Source organism: Albibacillus kandeliae (assembly GCF_003116585.1).
GTDB lineage: Bacteria > Pseudomonadota > Alphaproteobacteria > Rhodobacterales > Rhodobacteraceae > Albibacillus > Albibacillus kandeliae.
The window spans coordinates 264,300-286,125 of the sequence record NZ_QEHM01000007.1 but is presented as its reverse complement, the minus strand read 5'-3'; the positions used below and the strand labels follow the sequence as shown (position 1 = coordinate 286,125).

The 21,826-nt window shown below is 64.1% G+C and carries 20 protein-coding genes; 4 read left to right on the top strand and 16 right to left on the bottom strand.

Translation table 11 applies throughout. The features are described from left to right. The first annotated feature begins 21 nt into the window (after positions 1-21). Together DDT93_RS17180 and DDT93_RS17175 are read left to right on the top strand one after the other, a co-directional pair. Positions 22-1,182, top strand: coding sequence for a mandelate racemase/muconate lactonizing enzyme family protein (locus DDT93_RS17180; RefSeq protein WP_109467091.1), 1,161 nt, complete (start codon positions 22-24; stop codon positions 1,180-1,182). 19 nt (positions 1,183-1,201) lie between these two features. Then, on the top strand, positions 1,202-1,723 hold the full coding sequence (locus DDT93_RS17175; RefSeq protein WP_109467090.1) for a MarR family winged helix-turn-helix transcriptional regulator: 522 nt from the start codon (positions 1,202-1,204) through the stop codon (positions 1,721-1,723). Positions 1,724-1,766: 43 nt separating this feature from the next. Here the strand turns inward: DDT93_RS17175 and DDT93_RS17170 are convergent, their stop codons facing one another. From DDT93_RS17170 to DDT93_RS17130, 9 genes are all read right to left on the bottom strand, one after another. Beyond that, positions 1,767-3,410, bottom strand: a complete 1,644-nt coding sequence (locus DDT93_RS17170; RefSeq protein WP_109467089.1) for a tetratricopeptide repeat protein — start codon at positions 3,408-3,410, stop codon at positions 1,767-1,769. Positions 3,411-3,582: 172 nt separating this feature from the next. Continuing rightward, positions 3,583-4,119, bottom strand: a complete 537-nt coding sequence (locus DDT93_RS17165; protein WP_109467088.1) for a carboxymuconolactone decarboxylase family protein — start codon at positions 4,117-4,119, stop codon at positions 3,583-3,585. Then, complete coding sequence (locus DDT93_RS17160; protein WP_109467087.1) at positions 4,116-4,988, bottom strand: carbon-nitrogen hydrolase family protein; 873 nt, start codon at positions 4,986-4,988, stop codon at positions 4,116-4,118. Before DDT93_RS17160 ends, DDT93_RS17165 begins: the two co-directional genes overlap by 4 nt. Beyond that, positions 4,985-6,649, bottom strand: a complete 1,665-nt coding sequence (locus DDT93_RS17155) for an ABC transporter ATP-binding protein (RefSeq protein ID WP_109467225.1) — start codon at positions 6,647-6,649, stop codon at positions 4,985-4,987. The genes DDT93_RS17160 and DDT93_RS17155 overlap by 4 nt, the downstream gene beginning before the upstream one ends. A 26-nt stretch (positions 6,650-6,675) precedes the next feature. Further along, positions 6,676-7,545 carry an ABC transporter permease gene (locus DDT93_RS17150; RefSeq protein ID WP_109467086.1) on the bottom strand — a complete coding sequence of 290 codons (870 nt, stop codon included), beginning with the start codon at positions 7,543-7,545 and terminating at the stop codon, positions 6,676-6,678. Then, complete coding sequence (locus tag DDT93_RS17145; RefSeq protein WP_109467085.1) at positions 7,542-8,486, bottom strand: ABC transporter permease; 945 nt, start codon at positions 8,484-8,486, stop codon at positions 7,542-7,544. The genes DDT93_RS17150 and DDT93_RS17145 overlap by 4 nt, the downstream gene beginning before the upstream one ends. 95 nt (positions 8,487-8,581) lie before the next feature. Then, positions 8,582-10,165 carry an ABC transporter substrate-binding protein gene (locus DDT93_RS17140; protein WP_109467084.1) on the bottom strand — a complete coding sequence of 528 codons (1,584 nt, stop codon included), beginning with the start codon at positions 10,163-10,165 and terminating at the stop codon, positions 8,582-8,584. A gap of 32 nt (positions 10,166-10,197) precedes the next feature. Then, positions 10,198-11,679, bottom strand: coding sequence for a M81 family metallopeptidase (locus tag DDT93_RS17135; protein ID WP_109467083.1), 1,482 nt, complete (start codon positions 11,677-11,679; stop codon positions 10,198-10,200). A gap of 23 nt (positions 11,680-11,702) precedes the next feature. Continuing rightward, entirely contained in the window at positions 11,703-13,028 is a 1,326-nt protein-coding gene (locus DDT93_RS17130) for an aspartate aminotransferase family protein (RefSeq protein ID WP_109467082.1), read from the bottom strand. Between the two features lie 269 nt (positions 13,029-13,297). Here DDT93_RS17130 and DDT93_RS17125 point away from each other — a divergent pair, with 269 nt between their 5' ends. Beyond that, a complete protein-coding gene (locus DDT93_RS17125; protein ID WP_232825490.1) occupies positions 13,298-14,155 on the top strand; it encodes a MurR/RpiR family transcriptional regulator in 858 nt (285 codons plus the stop codon). Positions 14,156-14,159: 4 nt separating this feature from the next. Here the strand turns inward: DDT93_RS17125 and DDT93_RS17120 are convergent, their stop codons facing one another. The 7 genes from DDT93_RS17120 to DDT93_RS17090 all read right to left on the bottom strand — a co-directional run bounded on the left by DDT93_RS17120 (position 14,160) and on the right by DDT93_RS17090 (position 20,856). Continuing rightward, entirely contained in the window at positions 14,160-14,996 is an 837-nt protein-coding gene (locus DDT93_RS17120; protein ID WP_109467081.1) for a 3-methyl-2-oxobutanoate hydroxymethyltransferase, read from the bottom strand. A 3-nt stretch (positions 14,997-14,999) separates the two neighbouring features. Beyond that, complete coding sequence (gene rbsD, locus DDT93_RS17115) at positions 15,000-15,464, bottom strand: D-ribose pyranase (RefSeq protein WP_109467080.1); 465 nt, start codon at positions 15,462-15,464, stop codon at positions 15,000-15,002. 13 nt (positions 15,465-15,477) lie between these two features. Next, a complete protein-coding gene (locus DDT93_RS17110) occupies positions 15,478-16,395 on the bottom strand; it encodes a ribokinase (RefSeq protein ID WP_198654887.1) in 918 nt (305 codons plus the stop codon). A 10-nt stretch (positions 16,396-16,405) separates the two neighbouring features. Further along, a complete protein-coding gene (locus tag DDT93_RS17105) occupies positions 16,406-17,932 on the bottom strand; it encodes a sugar ABC transporter ATP-binding protein (protein ID WP_109467223.1) in 1,527 nt (508 codons plus the stop codon). 55 nt (positions 17,933-17,987) lie between these two features. Further along, a complete protein-coding gene (locus tag DDT93_RS17100) occupies positions 17,988-18,959 on the bottom strand; it encodes a sugar ABC transporter substrate-binding protein (RefSeq protein WP_198654886.1) in 972 nt (323 codons plus the stop codon). Positions 18,960-19,045: 86 nt separating this feature from the next. Beyond that, the gene (locus DDT93_RS17095) at positions 19,046-20,083 is read right to left on the bottom strand and encodes an ABC transporter permease (RefSeq protein WP_109467078.1); all 1,038 of its coding nucleotides are present in this window, start codon (positions 20,081-20,083) and stop codon (positions 19,046-19,048) included. Then, complete coding sequence (locus DDT93_RS17090; protein WP_109467077.1) at positions 20,080-20,856, bottom strand: phytanoyl-CoA dioxygenase family protein; 777 nt, start codon at positions 20,854-20,856, stop codon at positions 20,080-20,082. Before DDT93_RS17090 ends, DDT93_RS17095 begins: the two co-directional genes overlap by 4 nt. A 99-nt stretch (positions 20,857-20,955) precedes the next feature. Here DDT93_RS17090 and DDT93_RS17085 point away from each other — a divergent pair, with 99 nt between their 5' ends. Then, complete coding sequence (locus tag DDT93_RS17085; RefSeq protein WP_198654885.1) at positions 20,956-21,822, top strand: AraC family transcriptional regulator; 867 nt, start codon at positions 20,956-20,958, stop codon at positions 21,820-21,822. Positions 21,823-21,826 lie beyond the last annotated feature (4 nt).

Genomic DNA, 21,826 nt, shown 5'->3' with positions numbered 1-21,826 from the left:
CCGGACCAAGAAGGAACCGACATGAACACCACGATTGCCGAAGTTGTCGCCTATCCGCTGAATATCCCTGTGGAGTTCTCGCTTGCCGGTGCGACAGCCAAGACCGGGTTGTCCTGCGTCGTCGTGCAGGTGACCACCGCCGACGGCATTGTCGGTCACGGGTTCACCGCGATCACCGAGGAGGAAATCGTGGCAGAGGCGATCAACTCGGTGGTTGCTCCGAACATCATCGGTCTGAATGCTCTCGATCGCGAGCGAATCTCGGAGGAGCTCTATTGGCTGCTTACCCCGCGGGGTCAGACCGGATATGCCAGCCATGCTGTCTCCTGCATCGACCTCGCTCTGTGGGACATTCTTGGCAAGGTGACGCGGCAGCCCTGCTGGCAATTGCTCGGCGGCGCACGCCGCGAGGTTCCCCTCTACGTGACATTCGGCTTCGGCGCCTTCGACCGCGATCAGCTTGGCGATGTCGCGCGCCATCTTCGTGCTGACGGGATCAGCCGGTTCAAGATGGTCGTCGGTCACCACGGTCTGCACAAGCGGATCCGGGGGGCCGACCTGCGCTCCATCCTCGAGGAGGATATTCAGCGGGTGCGGGTTGCCCGGGAAGCCATCGGCGACGAAAGCGATCTGTTCATCGACGCGAACTGCTCGCTTGACCCCAGTTCGGCACGCTGGCTGGCGGAGCGCCTCACGGAGTACAACATCACCTTTTTCGAGGAGCCTGTCCGCGACAACGATCCGGCGCAGATGGCGGAGCTTCGGCGCGCTACCGGGGTTCGGGTTGCCGCGGGCCAGAACGAGGGTCAGCTCTGGCGGTTCCAGTCGCTTCTGGATGCAGGTGCGGTTGACGTGATCCAGCCCAACGTCGTCATCTGCGGCGGCCTGACCGCGGGTTCCAAGGTTGCTGCCCTTGCCGAGGCGCGGAACGTAACGCTGGCAAATGGCGGGGCCTTTCCCTATCACAACATGCACCTTCATGCCGGTTTCGCGCATGGCGGGCTGGTCGAATGGCACCTTGTTGCAGTCGAGATGAGCAAACCGATCTTCAAGGGTCTGCCAGAGGCCAAGGGACAGACACTGCCGCTGCCGGATAAACCGGGCCTCGGGTTCGAGCTCGATCTGGACGCGGTGAAGGAACTCGCCAAGCGGCCGCTCTCGGCCGGTACCGGCAAGGCCTGATTGGGAGGCGGGATGCCGCATGAATGATGCGACCAACACTGGCGCCGCAGGCGATATCGTCGCTCAGGACGTTGAGGATGCCCTCGAGTTTGGCATCCTTAACGAGTTCGTCGGCATGCATCTCCGGATTGCCTATGAACGCGCCTATGCCGATTTCGTCGAGCGTCTGGGGGATGATGCCCTGCGCCCGGGCTACTTCACCATCCTGACGCTGGTCGTGAACAACCCCGGGATCAGCCAGACGCAGATCGGCCGGGCCGCCGGACGCGACAAGTCCAGCATTACCAAGGCGCTGCGCTGGATGGAGGAAACCGGCCTGATCTCGCGCGTGCGCCCGGATACCGACCGGCGTACCCATCTCAGCCAGGCTACGCGCAAGGGCGTGGATCTGCAGGCGCGCATGGAAATCAGGGCGCGGCAACATCTGACCGCCCTGAATGACCTGATCGGGGCAGATCACCGCGAAGAACTGATCAGCACCCTCAAGCGCATCGGCCAGTTCTCTGACCTGGACAGGCCGGCGTTGGACGAGGCCGACTAGGCCGCCTGCGGGCTTACTTTGGGCGAGCGCTGCCGTTTTCCGGTCAGGACGAACAGCACGACACTGCGGATCGGCAGGCGCAGGACGCGGTGATCGGCACCTCGGCACGGGCCACGGCCTGATCCAGCAGCTGGCGCACGTGAACGCCTTCGACCGTGTCACCCCGTCTCGACAGGCACTCCGACAGGCCGTGCAGGCTCCACACGTTGCGCGGATGGCGACAGGGGCGCGGCAGCGTGTCGTCAAGGCCGAGGTCGGCGCGATAGACGGCTTCCGCCTCTTCAAACTGTCCCGCGTCCATCAGGAGAGCGCCCAGGGCATGGCGCGTGGGCTGCATCCAGCCCCAGGGCTCGTCGTAGAGCAGGTTATCGTCAAGTGACACCGCGCGGCGCAAGTGATCGAGACCTTCGGCTGTCCGGCCGGATTTGTAGTGAAGCTCGCCCAGCATCATCGCCTCTGCAACCTTCAGCACGTCGCTGCAGGGGTTGTTGAACATCATCCGTTCCGGCTGAACCGCGTCGCGCGCTTGGGCAAAGAGCGCCGCGCTCTCCTCGGCCTCGGCAAGGCGGCCCAGATTGGCGAGCGCGACGGTGCGTGCATAGTGCAGCAAGGCCGTGCTGAAGGAGTAGAGGTCTGCATCCTCGGGGAAAGCCTCTTTCAGGATGCAGGACCAGCGCCCGAAGCGGATCAGGACGTGCAGACGCATCGGCACAAAGGCTTCGAACAGTTCCGGCAGGTAGCGGACGACCGGCTCGGGCAAGGTCTCGACCAGCGCCTGAGCCCCCTCGAACGCATCTGACGGGCGACCGAGGAACATCGCGCCATAGATCTGAAAATGGAGGTTGTGGATGCGGTAGACGGTGTAGAAATTCTCGCCGCCCGCATGTTTGAAATAAGCGCGATCCACCCGCGCCGCCGCTCGGTTCCGAGCGACCACATTGTGATAGTCGCCGCACAGCACGTCGATATGGCTGGCCATGTGGACAAGGTGCCCGGAATCGGGAACCAGCCCGATTAGGCGGTCGCCGTGTGGCAGTGCCTTTTCCGGCGTCGGCGACATTTCCATCAGGTGGATGTAGAAGTGAAGCAGCCCCGGGTGATCCCAGGCGGCGGGGATCTCGGCAAAGGCGCGTTCCAGCGCTGCCCGCGCTTCTTCCGTTGAGGCGCCCTCTGCCGGCTGGCCGAGGCGCGTATCCCAAAGCGCCCAGGGCGTGCGGTTCATCAGGGCCTCGACAAAGATCGCGGTCACGTCGAGGTCATCGGGAAACCTTTGGTAAACAGGGCGCATCACCTCGGCAAAGCCGTCGTTCCAAGGCCCGTAGTCCTCGATCTCGGGATCGGTCGGGAACCGCGCGGAGAGCGCATCGACCAAGGCGCGTTCCACGTCGCTTGCCGGTAGGTCCCGGGCCTCGGCCAGAAGCCCGTGGGCCCGCGCCAGCGCCGCGGCCTTCTCGTCGGGTTCGAAGAACTCCCAGAGCTTGTTGTAATTCGGGCCGAGGCAGTGGGCGATGGCCCACCGTGCCATCACATGCCTTGGGTCAAAGTCCAGCACCCGCTCGTAGCAGGCAATGGCCTCCTCGTGGTTGAAGCCGTACTGCCAGACCAGACCCCGGTCGAACCAAGTCTGGGCTTCGCCAGCGGTATTCTGAAATCGGCGGCCAAAAGAGCCAAGATCGAAATAAGCCATCGGGAAAACGCGGCGCCTCCCTAGTAAATGCTAAACTTCTCCTCCCAGACTACCGCAGTTTGGCCCATCTCCATAGATGCATCCGAAATGCATCTTATTGGTACCTTGCTGACGGCCTTGTCCGGACCCGACCCGACAGGCCGGGAGCCTGCCGTTCAGGGCGCCTGTCAGCCTAGGCCGGAGCCACGGGGTAGTAGGAAATGTCGTCGTCGAGTGGTGTCTCGTAAGTCAGCAGCAGATAGCCGAGGACCGAGTAGAAACCGACGGTAGCGATCAGGTCAAACACCGCTTCGCGCCCGACGAGCTCTGCCAGTTCAGCCTCCTGCTCGGACCCGAGACGGTGGTCGTCCAGCAGCGCATCCACCGCCTCGACGAGTTTCAGGTCCAGCCCTTCGGCACCACGGCGCACGGCCTCGATACGGTCATCCGGAAAGCCGAGCTTGCGGGCGCGGTCGACATGCTGGGACCATTCGTAGTCCGAGCCGAGCCGGTACCCTGCCCGCAGGATCACGACCTCCAGCAGTTCCATCCCGAGAGCGTTTTCCTTGACGATGTGCTGGCGCAGCGGCGCCCAGGCCCGCAACAGGGCCGGATGATAAGCCATGGTGCGGTAGACGTTGAGCCCGGTGGCAAACCCGCCGCGCATGTCGTCCAGCGCCTCCGGCCAGTCGGCGTCGCTGATCGGGGGGCAGAGTGTGGGGCGTGTCATATGGTCGTCTCGCTCAGGTTGGCGGCGTAGATCATCGGGACCCGGTCCGCCCAAATGCCGGTGGCGGCGCGGTACCGTGCGATGTCGGCCAGATCTATCTCGATGCGCAGGACGTCTTCACGGTCGTGGTTCAGGCGGCCAAGAACACGACCGTCCGGCGCAAGCGCGCAGGAGCGGCCGAAGAACCGGGAGGTGCCGTGCAGACCCGCGCGATTGCAGGAGAGCACGAAGATGCCATTCTCAACGGCGCGGGTATAGCACCGGTGCACGAAGAGGTCCTCGTCTGGGACCGGCGCGCCATCGGCCCCGAAGGAGGCCCAGATCGATGCCACGATGGACGCGCCCTTGACCGCAAGTATCCGGGTGATCTCGGGGAAGCGGATATCGTAGCAGATCTGGACGCCAAGACGGGTTCCCAGTGCCGGGTAGGGTTCGATAGAACTCCCGGGAGTGAAGTACAGTTTCTCGTTGTGCCACTGGTGGACCTTGGCATAGCAGCCTGCGATGCCGTCCGGGGTCACGACCAAGGCGCTGTTGCGGATCACTGCGGGTTGCACCGCGTCGCGCAATCCAAGGCCCACAATTGCAGAAACTTGTCGCTCGCGGCAGAGCTGCACGATCCGGGCGACTTCCGGCCCGTCGATGTCGGCGCATGCGGCGACCAGCGCCGACGCATAGTCCGGTACGTCGCTGACGAAGGGTCCACCCGGTACCAGCGGCTCGACGTATCCCGTGTTGGAGAGCTCGGGGAAGATCACCAGGTCCGCACCAACGCTGGCCTCCTGCTCCAGGAAGCCGAGGATCTTCTCGAAGTTCCCCGCCGGATCGAGCGCGGTCGCATCCATCTGGACGAGCGCGGCGCGGATCATGCGGGTTGGACCTCTGTCACCGGGCGTCCGGCTTCGAAATCCCACGACCGTCCCGGCGCTGCATCAATCAGCGCAGCGGTGTAGGCATGTCGGGGATTGGAGAGGACTTCCGACGCCGGTCCCATTTCGACAACTTTCCCCTTCTGCATGACCATGACGTCATCGCAGATCTGGGCGGCCACCCGCAAGTCATGGGTAATGAAGAGCATGGACAGGTTCCGCTCGCGCCGGATCCGGTCGAGCAGGTCGAGGACCTGAGCCTGGACAGAGACATCGAGTGCCGACACCGCCTCGTCCGCGACGATCACTTCGGGGTCCATGAGCAATGCCCGGGCAATGGCAATCCGCTGCCTTTGTCCGCCGGAAAACTGGTGGGGGTAGCGTGACAGACCCTCGGGATCGAGCCCCACGGTCTCCATGATCTCGACCGCGCGCTCGCGGATCTCGGCACGATCTCGGCCGTAGTTCAGCGGACCCTCGCAGAGGCTTTCGAGGATCGGGATCCGCGGGTTGAGCGAGCGGTTTGGATCCTGAAACACCATCTGGAGGCGCTGGCGCGCGCGCATCAGCTCGGCGCCCTGAATGTGCGAGATATCTTGTCCGTCCAGCAGCATAGCGCCCGCGCTCGGTTCTTCCAATCGCATGACACAGCGCGCGACCGTGGACTTGCCCGAGCCGCTTTCCCCGACGATGCCAAGGGTGCGCCCCCGGCGCAGGCGAAACGATACGTCATCGACGGCGCGCACCGCGTGATCGGCGCGACCCATGATCCGGGACAGGGCGCTGCCGAGGCGGAATTCCTTGCTGAAACCACTGACCGACAGGACAATGTCGGCGTCTTCCGACTCGACCGGTTCGGGCGGGGTCAGCGATGGAATGGCGGCCAGCAGGTCCTTGGTATAGTCGGTCTTTGGCGCGGCCAGCAGCTCGCGCACCGGACCGGATTCCATCATTTCCCCCTTCCGCATGACGCAGACCCTGTCGGCGATGTCGACGACCACGCCCATGTCATGGGTGATGAACAGAACCGAGGTTCCGTTCTCGTCCTGAAGCTGACGGATCAGCGTCAGGATCTGCTTCTGCGTCGTGACGTCCAAGGCCGTTGTCGGCTCATCCGCGATCAGCAGGCGCGGTTTCAGCGCCAACGCCATCGCGATCATCACCCTTTGTCGCTGCCCGCCCGAGAGCTGGTGCGGATAGCTGTCGTAGATGCGGGGTGGATCAGGCAGCTGCACCGAGGCAAAGGCTTCGAGAACGGCGGCACGGCGGTCGCGTGCGCTCATGTCCCGATGGGCCATGTAGACCTCTTCCATCTGCAGGCCGATCCGCAGGACCGGGTTGAGTGCGGTCATCGGCTCCTGGAAGATCATCGCCATCTCGGCACCGCGCAGGGCCTTGGTACGGGCAGGGGTTGCCCTGAGGATATCCTCGCCGTTCAGCAGGACCTCGCCCCCGGTGGCGCGCAGCTCCTGTTCCGGGAGCAGGTCCATGGTGACCAGAGAGGTGACGGACTTGCCCGACCCGCTTTCCCCGACAAGGCAGACAACCTCGCCCGGGTTGATGTCGAAGCTGATCCCTTTCAGGATCTCGGAGGGGCGCGAGCCGATGGTGGCGACCCGCAGGTCGCGGACCGAAAGGACGGGTGAGGACGTGGTCGTCATGGTCTCGGTTCCTACGCGCGGTGCCATCAGCGCCGCGATTTCATCTTGGGGTCGAGGCTGTCTCGCAGGGCATCGCCCAGGATATTGATCGACAGGATGCACAGCGAGAGAACGATCGCGGGCCAGAACACCAGCCAGGGGTTGATCGCGAAATAGAGCCGACCCTCGGCCATGATGTTGCCCCAGGTGGGTGTCTCGGTGCCGATGCCGACGCCAAGGAAGGACAGGGCAGCTTCGGTCAGGATGGCGGCCGCGTAGATGTAGGTGCCCTGGACAATCATCGGACCGAAGGTCGACGGGAGGAGGTGGCGCCAGATGATCCGGGTCGAGGAGGTGCCAAGCAGGCGGGCGGCCTCGACGTAGGCCTCGCTTCGGATCGCGATCACACGGGAGCGGACCAGCCGGACGACCTGTGGAATCTCGGGTAGCATGATGGCGATGATCACCGTGACCAGCCCGGCCTTGGTCAGGGCGACAACCGCGATGGCCAGCAGGATGCCCGGGATTGCCATGAGGCCGTCCATGATGCGCATCAGCACGCCGTCTGCCCAGGGGAACCAGCCCGAGATCAGGCCCAGCGGCATACCAACTGCAAGGCAGCCAATGGCCGTCCCGAACCCCACCAAAAGGGAAATGCGGGCGCCGTAGAGCACGCGCGAGAACATGTCCCGTCCGTAGCTGTCGGTGCCCATCCAGTGTGTCGTGTCCGAGGGCTTCAGCCGCATCATTGAATTCAGTTCAGTAGGCTCGAAGGGCGCGAGAAGGGGAGCGAGGATACCCGTGATGATGATGATGACGAGCACGAGAACTGCCAGGGTCGTCAGCCAGTGCGGTCGGCGGAACGGCAGGCCCCTGCGCTGTCGGGGGGCGAGGACGGAAGCTGCGGAAAGGGTCATTGGTAGCGCACTCGCGGGTCGGTCAGGGCATAGGAGAGGTCGATCAGAAGGTTGATCAGAACGTAGAGGCCGGCGGTCAGCAGGATGATGGCCTGGATCAGCGGGTAGTCGCGGGCCAGCACAGCGTCGACGACAAGCCGTCCGAGCCCGGGGACGTTGAACACGCTCTCGGTGACGACCACGCCCGAGATCAGCATCGCGAAACCGGTGCCGACGATGGTGAGGATCGGGATGGCGGCGTTGCGCAGGGCGTGGCGGAACAGCACGATCTTCTCGCCCAGCCCCTTGGCACGGGCGGTGCGGACGTAGTCCTCCTGCAGGATCTCCAGCATCGAGGCGCGGGTCATTCGCGAGACCAGCGCGATGTAGATGGAAGCCAGCGCAAGGGCGGGCAGGAAGATGCGGTGGAGGAAGGGCCCGAGCCCTTCCGAGAGCGGCTTGTAGCCCTGGACGGGGAACAGTTGGAAGTGGACCGCGAAGATCGCGATCAGCACGTAACCCGTGACGAAGACAGGGACAGAGAAGCCCAGCACCGAGAAGATCATCACCGCGCGATCCAGCAGGCGGCCATGACGCCACGCGGCCATCACGCCGAGCGGGAGCGCCATGACGAGAGTCATCGCCATAGCGACCACGGCGAGGGACAGTGTCGGCCCGACCCGTTGACCGATCAGCTCGATCACCGGTTGCTGCGAAATCAGCGAGACGCCGAAGTCACCCTGCAGGAGATTGCCCATCCAGGTGACGAACTGGCCCAGCAGCGGCTCGTCTAGCCCGAGATTGCTGCGGATCGTTTCAAGCTGGCTCTGGGTGGCCTGGTCTCCGGCGATGATGACTGCGGGGTCACCCGGGGTCAGCCGCAGCAGGAGAAAGACGAAGACGGCAACGAAGAACATCACCGGGATCGCCATGACGAGGCGCTTGACGAAGTACTGGATCATGCTGGGGCTCCGATGGTGTCGGTCGGTTCAATGGGTCCGTGTGTCTAAGGTCCGACCGCAGCGCTCCCTCGTGGTGCGCTGCGGTCGGGACAATGTCAGCGGTGGATGCCCCAGAACTGGTTCACCATGCCGGGAACGATCCCGTCGAGGTCCGAGCTCCATGCGGAGAGGCTCAGGAATTCGCCCCCGTTGAAGTAGAAGCCGTCGTCGTAGACGATCTGCTGGATCCTAACGGCGATGTCCTTCTGCTCTTCGAGTGTCGGCGCAGCGATGTAGTCCACCCGAAGCTTCTCGACCTCGTCGCTCTTGCGCCAGCCGGACCATGCCCCGGGTTCGCCGGTGCCGTCGATCAGGACGCTGGCCAGCGGATTCCAGATCCCTTCGACGCCCCAGTAGGTAAAGAACATGTTCCAGCCCCCCTCGGCGGCAGGGGCCTGGCTGGTCCGGCGAGAGCTGAGAGTTGCCCAGTCCATCGACTCGACCTCGACGGTGAAGCCCGCCTTGCGCAGCAGTTCGGCGGCGACAATGGGCGGTGTCTGGAGGATTGCGAGGTCGGTCGGTTGCAGCATCACCACGGGCGTGCCGTCATAGCCGCTCGCCGCGAGGATGTCCTTGGCCTTGGCCATGCGCTCGTCGGCAGTACCTTGCAGGTACTCGGACCCGGCGTCGGAGGCGAGCGGGACGGTGCAGCCGTAGATCGAGGCGCACATCGAGTAGTACTCGGGGTTTCCGATCGCAGTCATCAGGATCTGTTCCTGATCCAGTGCGTACATCGCGGCGCGGCGCACCTCGGGATTGTCGAAGGGCGGGATCAGGTGGTTGAACTGCCCGGTGACCTGCGAACCGACCGGCTTGATCACGCCGTAGTCGACATTCTCGGCCATCTCGACGAGGGGCACTAGGTCGGTCGGCAGGGTTTCGAGGTAGTCGACGTCGCCTGCCTGCAGCGCGTTGATCGCGGTCTGGATGTCGGGCATCACCTCCCAGATCACCCGGTCGAAGTTGACGACCTTGCCGCCAGCATTGCCGGACGCGGGTTCCTCGCGCGGGACGTAGTCCTCGAACTTCTCATAGACGGCGCGGACACCGGGTTGGAACTCGTCCGCAACAAAGCGGAAGGGACCGGACCCGACCATGTCGGTGATCTGTTCGCCTGCCGGAGTGTCGGCAAGGCGCTTGGGCAACATGAAGGCCGGGATCGGCGAAGGTTTGGCGAGCAGGTCGGGCAGCTGACCGAAGGGCGCAGAGAGCGTGATGGTAAAGCCCTTGTCCGACGTCGCCTCCATCTTCTCGACAAAGGTCAGCATCTTTCCACCGGCACCGTCATGCGCGGCCCAGCGACGGATCGAGGCGATGCAGTCCTCGGCGGTTACTGCGGTTCCGTCGTGGAACATCAGGCCGTCACGCAGGGTGAAGGTATAGACAAGGTTGTCGTCCGACACGGTGTAGGAGGCCATCTCGGGCTGGACCGCCATGTTCTCGTCAAGGCCCAGCAGCGTGTCGAAGACCATGAACCCGTGCGAACGTACGATGCGCGCAGTGCTGCTGGTGGGGTCGAGTGTCCGCAGCGGCGCGCTCATCACCACCGTCAAATCCTCGGCCAGAGTCAGGCCGGGCAGCGCACCCAGCGGCAGCGCGAGCGCCGCGCCGAACAGGGCGGATCGAAGGTTGAGTTTCATGGGTTGGCTCTCCTGTTGTGGGATTTATTGGTTCAGTTTGTGAGGGGCGGGTTTTCCAGCCACGGGTAGACCTGCGCGGTCTGCAGCTGTTCAAACGCGATGAGGCGGACGTCGGCTGGTCCGAGGTCGGGCGTATCAACCACGATGATCCGGTCCGAGGCAGGTTCGTAGAAGGCGCGGAAGTGGGTCTTGGACCGCAGCACGATCACGTCATAGTCCTCGGGCTTTTCCCCGAAGATGTAGAAGGGGTCGCCATCGACGCCGAAAGCGAAGGCAGAGACCACCGAGACCCGGATATTGCCGATGTCGAGCAGCGCGGTTGTTCCGAGGTTCACCAGCTTGCCTGTCTCCATCGGCCCGGTGACCTTGTAAGACTTGGTCCCGGCCCAGAGCACCTTGGCGGTGGCGTGTACCGGACCGCCGCTCTCGGGCGAGCTCTTGCCGCCAATCGCAACCTCGATCTCAGCGCCTTCCCCGGCCTTCAGCGCCAGTTCGGCCGTTTCCGGGTCCAGCAGGAATGGAACTGCAACCCGTCCCACGTCACGCCCGATCAGGGCCCGCAGCAGGTAAGTCGAGTCATTCATCCGGTCCGCGTGTTCCAGCAGGACGACCGGCTTGCCGTTGCCGGGGCTTGCTTCGAGATCCGTCAGCGCGCCTGCGACGTCCATGACCTCGATCGAGTTCGAGATTTCGCGGCGCAGGTCGTGGAGCCGCTCGGCCAGTTTGCGCACCTTGGCCTCGGCGGCCTCCTGACCATCCCAGTCGATGGCGAGGACCGACATGCCGGTGTTGGGAGAGTCGGCATAGGAAAAGCCAGCCATGATGGAGATGTCGCAATCGCCCTCGGCTTCCATTGCCCGTGCTTCGGCGATCACGCTGGCGAGGGGTTCGAGGCGGGTGGCAGAGAGGATCGAGGGAATGATCACCCCGGGTTTGCACAGCGCGAGACCCGGCTTCCTCCCTTCGCGGAGAATGCGCATCAGGGCTTCGGTGGCGCGCTGCCCTGTCTGGCCCATGTCGGTATGCGGCGAGTGCCGGTAGGCGACCGCGACATCGCAATTGGCAAAGGTCCGGCTGTCGACATTGCCGTGGTAATCCAGCGCGATGGCCAGCGGAATGCCGGGCATCGCCTTGCGGACCTCGTCGATGATATGGCGTTCGATGTCGGGATAGCCGGGCGCCCAGGAGGCGCCATGCAGGAAGAGCACGATACCGTCGAGCGGACCGGCATCGGCCAATGCCCGGAGGATCTCGGCGGTCAGATAGGAGATTGCCTCGTCAGAGGCGGGGCCTAGGGCGCCGATCAGGGTCTGCAACAGGGGGACCGGCGTCACGTCATCAGCCGCTTCGAGGACGTCGAGGCAGCCACCGGCAACAGTGTTGGTCCCTCGGAAACCGTCCAGCAATTCGGCGCCACGGGTCATGCGCTGTTCAAACTCGGCCTTGGTGCTGACCACCGGAACGGCACTAACCGATTCCAGCATGAACCCGGCAAAGGCGACGCGGTAGGGCATGATGTTTTCCTTTGGCTTTCGGGCTATTCGGCGGTGGCGACGTCGATCGCACGGGCGACGCGGTCCACGATCTGGTGGATCTCTTCGGGCGAGATGATGAAGGGCGGCGCGAGCAGAATGTGATCTCCGCGCTGTCCGTCGATTGTGCCGGGCATCGGGTAGCACAGCAGGCCATGATCCATCGCGGCGGCTTTCACCTTGGCGTGGAGCCGCCTGGCGGGATCGAAGGGCGCCTTGGTATCGCGATCCTCGACCAGTTCGATCCCGCGGAACAGGCCGCGACCACGGATATCTCCGACATGGGGCGACTGGCCAAGACGTTCTTCCAACCCCTCCTGCAATAGCCTGCCCATGTCGCGGACACGTTGCATCATCTCGGGGCGGGTGATCTCGTCGAGCACGGCATTAGCGGCGGCGGCAGCCACCGGGTGCCCGAGGTAGGTGTGCCCATGCTGGAACGCGCCGCTGCCGTCGGCGAAGGCCCGGTAGATCTCCTCGCTCAGCAACACCGCCCCGATGGCCTGGTATCCGGCGCCAAGCCCCTTGGCGATGGTGATGATGTCGGGAACGACGCCCTCTTGTTCGACCGCAAAGAGCGAGCCTGTCCGGCCCATGCCGCACATCACCTCGTCGCAGATCAGCAGGACGCCGTAGCGGTCGCAGACCTCGCGGATGGCGCGGAGGTAACCTTCGACCGGCGGCACCGCGCCAAGCGTTGCCCCGACCACGGGTTCACAGACGAAGGCCATAACGGCGTCTTCGCCAAGTTCCCTGATCTTGGCATCCAGTTCATTGGCAAGCCGCGCGGCATAGTCCGCCTCGGTCTCTCCCGGCATCTGGTCGCGGTAGGCGTAGCAGGGCGAGACGTGATGGGTCTCCGGCAGGATCGGGCGGAACTGGGCGCGGCGCCATTCGTTGCCGCCAGCAGCAAGGGCGCCGATGGTATTGCCGTGGTAGCTCTGGCGTCGCGCAATGATGTGCCGCCTCTGCGGCTCGCCCCGCTCGACGTGGTACTGGCGCGCCATCTTCAGCGCGGCTTCGACCGCCTCGGATCCGCCCGAGACGAGGTACAAATAATCCAACTTCGGCGGCGCCAGAGCGCTGAGGCGCTCGCCAAGCGTTTCGGCCGCCTCGGTCGTGAAGAAGGAGGTATGGGCGTAGGCCAGCGCATCGACCTGCGCATGGATCGCAGCCCGGACACCGGCGTGACCGTGGCCCAGGCAGCTCACCGCCGCGCCACCGGACCCGTCGATGTAGTCGCGTCCTTCGGCATCTGTCAGGTAGACGCCGTGCCCGGAAACGGCGACAGGCAAAGTGGCTTTGGTCGAGCGATGGAGAAGGCGGGTCACAGGCGTATTCCAGTCAGTTGCAGGCGTTCCGAGCCGAGTCGGCATCTCGGTACGAGAGATTCTCGATGTTTGCAACGTTTGTTCCAAAAACATCATAAAGCAATCTAAATGTTTCATAGCTGCCGCATGTGAAACGATCAAAGCTTGAGCGATCTTTGATTTTAAAATGAAAATCGGTTGCCTGATCGAGGTGCTTGGCTAAGATCGTGACCAACTTCGAGCCGGGGATGAAACATTTGTTGCATGAAAATTCCGCAAGAGAGCGAATCGTGGAGCTCTTCGAGCAGATGCCGGGCAAGCTGCAGATCGCGGCGCGCTACATCCTCGATCATCCCAGCGAAGTTGCTCTGAACTCGATGAGAGACCTCGCGGCGAAGGCCGGGGTGCAACCTTCGACCATGACGCGCCTGTCCAAATTCCTGGGCTACGATGGGTTCAATGCGATACGTGATGCCCACGCCAATGCCATGCGCAAACCCAGCGAGGGCTTTGCCGCGCGCGCTCAGGCGTCGGGGGTGGCGGGGCAGGCGGTAGAGGCCAGCGACATGGCCCGCGACATGCTGAGCGTGTTGGGCCAACAGCTGATGCAGCTTGGCACAGGGGACATGCTTGCCAAGTTATGCGAAGCCGCAGAGCATCTCGACACCGCGCGCCGCGTCTATGTGCTGGGGCTCAGGTCGACCCATTCGGTCGCCTGGAACTTTCACTACGTGCTGTCCCTGCTGGGAGACAAGGCCGTCCTCCTCGACGGGACCGCCAACACCGCGGGCGACGCGCTGATCTGGGCGACGGACGAGGACGCGCTGCTATGCGTCTCGCTGAACCCCTATGTCGTACAGACGCTGAAGATGGCGGAACTTGCGCGCGGGAAGGGGCTGAAGGTGATCTCGGTGACCGACAGTGTCGTGTCGCCATTGGTCAACCTCAGCGATACGGCCCTGCTGTGCCCGATCGAAAGCGGTAGCTTCTTCCACACCCTCACCCCCGCGCTGGCAATCTCCGAGGTTCTCTGTGCGCTGCTCGCACATCGCAACCGCGCCGCAGCGGTTGAGGCGCTCAGGAAGGCGGACGAGCACATGCTGGCGACCGATGTCTATGCACAGACCCTGCCGAAACGGGATTTCTGAGGTACTAACCGTCCGAGAGCTGTGCCAGACGATCCCGCACTGCGCGCGCGGCCTCGGCATCGGGTTCGATCATTTCGCCACTGGCCGGAAAGGTGCCTCCTGCCACGTCCTGCCGAAACGACCTGAAGGCCGAGATCCGCGTGTCCTGTATCGTCCGATAGAGAGAGGCCAGATCGGCGTACTTGCGGGCATGACGAGGAACGCGGTCCGTTTCGCCGCAGATGTCTGAGCCGAACAGGAACTGGACCTCGGCACTGGGCCCGGAGCCGAGCGAGATCGTCACCAGCCCGGAACGCTTGCCGATTTCTTCCAGCAGCGGGGCAGAGATGAGCTCGGCTTCGACGGCAAAGGCGCCCGCGTCTTCCAGCCGGCGGAAACGGCCGAGCAGTTGTTCGGCCTCGTCAGGCGTACGGCCGACCCCCCTGATACGCCCGACCCAGGTGGACTTGCGGGGCACGAAGCCGAGGTGGCCGACGACAGGTATGTCCTCTGCCGCGAGCAGTTCAACCACCTCCAGCCGACGACCTGTGATCACGGCATCGGCGCCATCGGTGACCGCTCGGAAAGCGGTGCGCAGAATCTCGTCATTCGTCACCGCTTCGGCAAAGCCAAGCGCCGCGATAACGAAGACCGCCTGCGAGCCGCGCCTGACCTCGGTAACATTGCGGGCGCGGCAGGTGACCATCTCGATCCCCGCCGCCTCCGCGGCCGCGGCCTCCTCGGCGGTTTCTGCGGTCACCTGCGCAAAGGAACCATACCGACCCTTTGCCGCGCGCAGGCTCGCCACAGTCGCAAGGCGCGTCACCGGCTGGGCGCCGAAACTAAAGATCCGGTCGGCCATGCCTCAGGACCTTTTCAGTTTCTCTGCGTAATAGTCGGTGGGCTTCACGCCGGGCTTGTTGAACCAGTTCGGCGCGTCGACGCCCGACCAGAGCAGCACGTTCCCCCAAGGGTCGAACGCGCCTGTGCGCACGATCACCTTGGCCTGCGCGGCGTACTTCCCGAGGATGTCGTCGTGCGGCACCTGCTCATGATCGGAGTCAGAGAAGATGGAGCGGACGGTTTCCAGCAGGATCGGGTTACGCTCGGGCAGGTCCTCGGCATAGCCGACCTTCTCGGCGATGAGCTCGGCAGAGATCAGGCGGAGAACGGTCTTGAGGTCGGGGAGGTCGCGGGCCAGAGCGAGGTCGATGCGCCAAGCGTCGGAAGGGATCGGAAAGCCTGCGTCGCAGACGATCATCAGGTCGGTGTGCCCCATCGAGGCGATCGCGTGGTTCAGTTCGGAGTTGAGCAGGGCACTGCGTTTCATCTTGGATCCTCGGTCAATTGAATTCGAAGAGCGCGTCGAGTTCGGCGCGCGTGGGAAGCGAGGGGATGACCCCGAGCCGCGTGCAGGCATGGGCGCCGCAACAGGTGGCGAACCGGACAGCATCGAGCAGGGGTTGCCCTTCGCCGAGGGCGACCGCGAGCCCTGCGTTGAAGGCATCCCCCGCGCCGGTGGTGTCCACGACCTCGACCTGCGGACTTGGGACGATGACATCGTGCTCGTCCGTCAGCACCAGCGCGCCCTCGGGGCCCATCGTGACGATGACATTACCCACACCCCGGCGGCGAAGCTGCCCGGCAAGGTCGCGGGTTGGCGTCGGATCGTCCGGGTCCAGTCCCATCAGGATGCGCAGTTCGGTAGCGTTGGGCGTGAGGTAGTCGACATGGGCAAAGATCGCGTCGGGCAGGGCCGTGGCGGGTGCCGGGTTCAGGATGGTGCGCGCGCCAGCGGCCTTGCCGAGCTCCATCGCCCGCTGCGCGGCAGGGACGGGAATCTCGAGTACCGTCATGACGATGTCGCTGCGCGCGATACGCTCGCGCGCTCCATCGACAAAGGCCGCGTCCATCAACTCGTTCGCACCCATGTCGAGGATGATGAAGTTCTCTCCCTCGGCGTTCAGCACGATGACCCCGGCACCGGTGGCGCGCTCGGAGGTATAGCGGATGCCCGATGTGTCGACGCCCTCGGCGGCGTAGAGATCCCTGGCAACGTTGGCGAGTTGGTCCTCGCCAAGGCAGGTGACAAGCGCCGAGTCCGCGCCGAGGCGCGCAACCCCTACCGACTGGTTCGATCCCTTGCCGCCGGGGCCGAAGTCGAAATCGCGGCCCCGGATGGTTTCGCCGAAGACCGGCATCGTATCGGTCCGGATTGTCATGCCGACGGCAAAGCTGCCGACCACTGTGATCTTGCTCATCTTCTGTCTCTCATGCCGCATGGCGTCGCGACCGGGTCGCCAGCGCCATGATCGTTTCCTCGGTGATCTTCGCACCCGAAAGTTGCCCGGTCACCTGCCCCTCCGCCATCACCAGCACGCGGCTGGTATGCAGCACGATCTCGGGCAGTTCGGAGGAGATCATCAGGATTGCCAGGCCCTCGGCGGCAAGGCCCTTGAGGATGTCGTAGATCTCGGCCTTGGCGCCGACGTCGATGCCTCGGGTCGGCTCGTGCAGGATCAGCAGCTTGGGCTCGGTGACAAGGCCGCGCGCGAGAATGATTTTTTGCTGGTTTCCACCCGATAGCGTCGCGATGGCCTGGTCGAGTTGGGCCACCTTGGTGCCGAAACGGCCGATGTAGTACTCGGTCGTCTCGCGGATGGGTTTGCGATGCAGGAAGCCGCGCCGGAGGAACCGGCCGAGCGCCGAGGCGATGGTGTTCTCGGCCACCGACATCGTCAGCAGAGCCCCGGCGCCGCGCCGGTCGGCTGGAATATAGGCGATGCCTGCGGCAATCGAGTGGACCGGCCGGTTCGGCGAGAGGCGGATGCCGTTGACCTGCACGTCGCCGCTGCGGGGGGTGAGGCCGAAGAGCGCGTCGCCCAATGCGTCCTTGCCGCTGTCGGGCAGTCCCGCAACGCCGAGAATCTCGCCGCGCGCGACCGTGAAGCTCACATCCTCGAAAACGCCGGGGGCGGTCAGGCCGGAGACTTCCAGCACCGGTTCGCCCATGTGGTCTGCAACGCCCGGTCTGGTCGCGTATTGGTCAGCCGTGGCAACGTCGCGCCCTACCATGTGCGAGACCAGCGTGTCGGTTGTAAGCTCCGGAGACTTCTCGAAGCTTGTGACAAGTCGTCCGTCGCGCATCACGCTGAAGCGGTCGGCGAGGTCGAGCACTTCGTCCAGATGGTGTGACACGTAGACGATGGATACGCCCTGTGCGCGAAGGGCGCGTACCACTTCGAAGAGTTTCTCGCTCTCGGCAGGGGAGAGGGCGGAGTTGGGTTCGTCAAGCACCAGAAGCCGGGTGTCCTGGTTGATCACCCGCGCGATCTCGACCAGCTGCTGCTGCGCAACCGAGAGCTTTGCGACCGGGGTCGCCGGATCGAGCCGACCCATGCCGAGCCGTTCGAGGACCGGCCGCGCGGCCTGTCCGGCGCGGAGGCTTGCAAGCGGCGAAAGCGCTCCGCGGCGGGCGAGTTCCGGCAGCATCACGTTCTCGCCGACCGAGAGGTTCATGCAGAGCGACAGTTCCTGATAGACGACCCCGATGCCTGCGGCCTGGCTGGCCAGTGGGCTCGAGAAACTGGTGGTCTTGCCATCGACTCGCAGTTCGCCCTCGTTCGGCTGGATCGCGCCGGCAAGCACGTTCATCATCGTGCTCTTGCCGGCTCCGTTCTCGCCGATGACCGCATGGACCTCGCCGGGATGAAACCGGATCGAGACACCATCCATCGCGACGACGCCGGGATAGCGTTTGGTGACATCGACCAGTTCGACTATGGGGTTCTGGGTCATGGGCATTCCACCTGCGCCGGTCCGATCCCGGTAGTCCGGGACCGGACCTCTTCAGTTACATCGCTTCCTTGATGTTCTCGGGCGTGTAGATGCCGACGCCGGTATCGAGATCGTCGATGGTCTTGCCGTTCAGGAACTCGACCAGCAGGTTCACCGCCTCGAAGCCCTGGCGCGCCGGCGCCTGGTCGATGGTCACCTGGATCACGTCGTCGGCGACGAGGTCCACGGTCTGATCCAGCAGGTCGAAGCCGACGACCTTGACCTTGCCGGCCTGGCCGTTGCGTTTGACCCATTCGCCGGCGGCGGGCGTCGAGCAGCATTCGAGCGACAGGATGCCGGTGATACCGGGATCGGAGAGCATCGCGTTTTCGATGGCGGCATAGATCTCTTGCGGGTCGGTACCGGTGTTCAAGGTGCGAACCACCTCGATGCCTTCGACCTTGTCCAGCGCTTCGCGCACGCCCTTCTCGCGGTCGAGCGACCATTGGGCAGCCGCGTCGATGGTGGTGATCATGACACGACCCTTGCCGTCGAGCACCTTGGCCATCTGTTCGCCGGCATCGCGGCCCGATTGAACAAGGTCCTGGCCGGCAAAGACGAGCCGTTTGGAATCCGGGTTGTCGGTGTTGTACGAGATCACCGGGATCCCGGCCTCGATCACGCGATTGATCAGCGGCGACAGCGCGTCGGTCGAGACCGCCGAGATCGCGAGGCCGTCCATGTCACCGAGCAGGGTTTCGATCTCGGAGATCTGCCCGTCTGCGTCGGCGCCCACGGGGCCGATAAAACGCGCATCGACGTTCAGTTCCTTGTCAGCCTTCTCGACGCCTTGTTTCACGAAGGGTGCGAACTCGTTCGACACATCGTGATAGCTGACCATGATGTTCAGCGGCTTGCCCGAGGCAACCTTCTCGGCAATGCGCGGCGCGAGCTGGAAATCGCTGACGTTGACCGGGTCAGCACTGGCGATGACGGGAGCCATGCAGAGCAGGCCTGCCCCGGCGAGTGTTTTGAGTTTGTTGAGCATTCTTTATCCTCCCTGGATGAAAGTCTGTTGGATAAGGCGCTCCGGCCAACCCTCCTCTGGCGGGCCGGACGCTGTGTCTTGCAGGCTCAGGCAGAGCGGCTGCGCGTACTCCACTTGTCGATCGCGACGGCGATGATGATGACGAGGCCGATCATGACCTCCTGGGTGAAGGGCGAGACGCCCAGCAGGACCAGGCCGTTGCGAAGAACCCCGATGATCAGCACTCCGAGGACCGTGCCGAGCACCGTGCCGACGCCGCCAGAGAGCGAGGCGCCCCCGACCACGACCGCCGCGATGACATCGAGTTCCAGCCCGAGGCCGGTGCGCCCAGCCTGACCGGACGGCAGGAAGGCCATCGACAGGATCCCGGCAAGCGCAGCCAGCACGCCCATGATGACAAAGGACCAGAGCTTGACCCGTTCGGCGTTGATGCCCGACACGCGCGCAGCCTTGGCGCTGCCGCCAACCGCGAAGACGCGGAAGCCGAAAGCGGTGCCAGACAGCAGTAGCCAGCCGATCACTGCGATCACGATGAAGAAGACGAGTTGCATCGGAACGATGCCGAAGAGGTAGCCCTGACCCATGAACTCGAAGCGGTCGAGCACTTCGGGGATCGCGCCGTTCCGGGTGTTGACGGTGACGGGCTGCCCGCCGGTCATCAGCAGTGCCACGCCCCGCACGATGGACATCATGCCGAGCGTCGCGATCAGCGATGGCAGCCGCCCGTAGGTCGAGAGTACCCCGTTGACGAGGCCGATGCAGACACCGATGACGAGCCCGGCGGCAACCGCGGGCAGCAGACCCCAACCCATCACGATGAGCATGCCGGAGCTGAGCCCGGAGAGGGCGTAGGTCGATCCGACAGAGAGGTCGATCTCTCCCGAAATCAGCACGAAGGTCATGCCGACGGCCATGATCCCGAGCAGCGAGACCTGTCGACCGACGTTCAGCAGGTTGAGCGAGCTGAGGAAGTTGGAGGTCGCGAGGCTCAGGAACACGCACATCACGACCAGAGCGAGGAACACGCCGAGTTCCTTGCGTGCCACGAGGCGCGACCAGAGCTGGCCGCGTCGCTGGTGCGACGTGGCCGGTTCTTCCCGTGCGATGCTCGTGCTCTCGCTCATTCCGCCGCCACTTTCGCGTTCATGAAGCTTCCGGCGGGCACGGTTTCCAGCTTCTGGAAGTGACCGTAGTCGCGAGCCTGCATGAAGGGCGCATTGTGGACTGCGTTGTAGGAGCAGATGTAGCCCCAGCGGTAGGTGTCGCTGTTGTTGGCGTCCGAGCGGTGCAGAAGGTTGCAGTGGAACACCAGTGCGTCGCCCGGTTCCATCTCGACGTAGACATGTTCGAAACGCTCGACGGCGGCTTCCAGGTAGGGCGCCTCGACGTTGGTCTGCCCGTCTTCGCGCACGTGGTTCAGGCGGCCGAGGATGTGGCTGCCCTTGAGAACTTGAAGGCAGCCGTTCTCGCGGTTGGCGGGGTCGAGCGAGACGTAGATCGACAGCATCTCGGGGCTGAGGCAACCGTTGTTGTACCAGTAGCCATAATCCTGATGCCATTCCCATGCGCCGCCCTCGCGGGGCTGCTTCATGGTCATTTTATGGCTGTAAAGATAGATTTCCTCGCCAATCAGGGCCTCAGAGATGCGCACCATACGCTCGTCTCGGGCAAGCAGGCCATACTTGTCGTCGCCCGCATGGTTCCAGAGCTTGAGCAGTGTCGCGTTGCCGGACTTGTCGCCCTTTTTCATCACGTTGCCGCCCTTGCTCTCTTCTTCGAGCTGGCGGCGGGAGCTTTCGCGGAAATCGGTGACCTCCTCAGGCGACAGGAACCCCTTGCGCACAAAGTATCCATCGACCTCGTAGGCACGCATCTCGGCTTTGCTGGGAAACAGCATTCTTTCCTCCCAAATATCTTCGGCGCGGACGCCGATCTCCTCATGCGCAGGATGTCGGAGGAAGGCGGGTTGTCTCAATGGACAGAGCGAAAAGGATACATGTATAAATCGCGCATGGCCAATATTCGCTCTCATTCCGTTGTCCGGCTGTCGCACCACTTCACGCCGGACCCCGATACCAAGTTCGGTCTGACCACGATCCTGCGGTCAGGCTGGCTCGATGCCTCGCCCAACCGGGGCATCCGGCGAGAGAGTTGTCCGGGGGATGACGTGCTCTATTGCCTGTCCGGGCGCGGTACGGTCGAGACCTGCGGGATGAGCTTCGAGGTCGCACCGGGCGAGCTGGTCTGGATCGACGGAACCACACCGCATGCCCATTCGGCGGATACCGTCGCGCCGTGGTCGGTGATGTGGTTCCGGCTGGCGGGGAACGATACGGCGGCGCTGCGCAGGCGGTTCTTCGGGTCGGGCAGGCCACGCCTCAAGATCGCGCATGCCTCGGAGCTGATTGGCTGGTTCCAGCATCTGTTCGACACGATGGGCAGCCGAGGGATAGATACCGATGTGCACCTGCACGCGGCAGTCGCCCGTTTCCTGCAACTTGTCAGCGCCGAGCGCGCCCCGGCCGCTCGCGCCGGGCTGCCCGCCGCGCTGGCGCGACTGACCGAGGCGATCCGCTCAACGCCGCATCACCCCTGGACCGAAGAGCAGATGGAGGCGGCGGCGGGCCTCTCGGCGTCACAAATCCGCCGCCTGTTTCGCCAGCACCTCGACTCGACCCCGCGCAGCTTTGTGCGGCGGGAACGGATCATCATGGCGCAGGCGATCATGCTGGAAAGCCGACTGCCGATCTACGAAGTCGCCCAGACCTGCGGTTTCTTCGACGCCTACCACTTCAGCCGGGATTTCCGCCGGGTGACCGGCATTTCACCGAAGGACTGGCGCGAGCTTGAAAGCGGGCTGTGACGGG